This is a genomic window from Micromonospora sp. C31 (genome assembly GCF_018070575.1).
GTDB lineage: Bacteria > Actinomycetota > Actinomycetes > Mycobacteriales > Micromonosporaceae > Micromonospora.
This window is the reverse complement of the sequence record NZ_JAGPXN010000061.1, coordinates 1-1,330: the sequence shown is the minus strand read 5'-3', so window position 1 is coordinate 1,330 and position 1,330 is coordinate 1. Positions and strand designations below refer to the sequence as shown.

The 1,330-nt window shown below is 69.1% G+C and carries 1 protein-coding gene; it reads left to right on the top strand.

The features are described from left to right. The first annotated feature begins 87 nt into the window (after positions 1 to 87). Positions 88 to 1,320, top strand: a complete 1,233-nt coding sequence (locus tag KBX06_RS27430; protein WP_210839950.1) for an IS701 family transposase — start codon at positions 88 to 90, stop codon at positions 1,318 to 1,320. The last annotated feature ends 10 nt before the right edge of the window (positions 1,321 to 1,330 follow it).

The following is a 1,330-nucleotide window of genomic DNA, read 5'->3' as shown; positions in this document are numbered from 1 at the left end:
TGGTTTGTGAGGACAACCGAAGATCGTGCGGTGGCCGCGTGCCACAGCGTAGACCCCGCCGGGTGGCGGGTCATCCTGGACGAGGCGGTGACGCGTGTCGCTGACCGGTTCGTGCGGGCGGAGCCCCGTCGGACCGCCGGGCAGTTCGTGGAAGGGCTGCTGTCGGGCGTGGAACGCAAGACCTGCTGGTCGTTGGCGGAACGGGCGGGTCACGCTGATCCGCAGGCGATGCAGCGGCTGCTTCGTACGGCGGTGTGGGACGCCGATGCCGTCCGCGACGACGTTCGGGCCTGGCTGATCGAACAGCTCGGGCACCCCGATGCGGTGCTGGTGACCGATGAGACCGGTTTCCTGAAGAAGGGCCTGTGCTCGGTCGGGGTGCAGCGGCAGTACACCGGCACCGCCGGGCGTGTGGAGAACAGCCAGGTCGGGGTGTTCCTGGCCTACGTCACCCCACACGGGCGGGCGATGATCGACCGCCGGCTCTACCTACCCGAGACGACCTGGTGTCAGCAGCCCGATCGCCTCGCCGCCGCCGGCGTCCCCGACCCGGTCGGGTTCGCCACGAAGCCTGCCCTCGCCCGGCAGATGATCGCCGCCGCGATCGAGGCTGGTGTCCCGTTCGGGTGGGTGACCGGCGACGAGGTCTACGGCGCCGACCCTGGCCTGCGCGCTGACCTGGAACACCGTGGGATCGGCTACGTCCTGGCCGTCGGCTGCGACCGACGCGTAGCGGTCAACGACGGTCGCACTCTGATCCGCGTCGACGACCTCGCCGACCGGATCCCCAGCCGGGAATGGCAACAGCACAGCTGCGGGCCGGGCGCGAAAGGTCCCCGCGACTACCTGTGGGCCTGGATCACTACCGCCACCAGCCCTGGTGAGCATCGGTGGCTGCTCATCCGCCGCAACCGCACCACCGGCGAACTGGCCTTCTACCTGTGCTGGTCACCCCACCCGGTGCCGCTGCACACCCTGGTCCGGGTTGCCGGCTCCCGCTGGAGCATTGAGGAGCTGTTCCAAACCGGTAAAGGCCAGGTCGGCCTGGACCACTACCAGGTCCGCGGCTGGACCGGCTGGCACCGTTTCATCACCCTGGCCATGCTCGCCCTGGCCGTCCTGACCATCCTCGCCGCCCAGCAACTCGACACCGACCCAGAGACCATCGCGTTGACCGTCGCCGAGATCCGCCGACTCCTCAACGCCTTCGTCCTCGCCGTGACGCACCCACCAGCACACACCCTGCACTGGTCGCTCTGGCGACGAACATCCCAAGCCCGAGCCCGCCGATCCCACTACCAGCGCAGACAGGCCAAGTGACGTTGGAGTA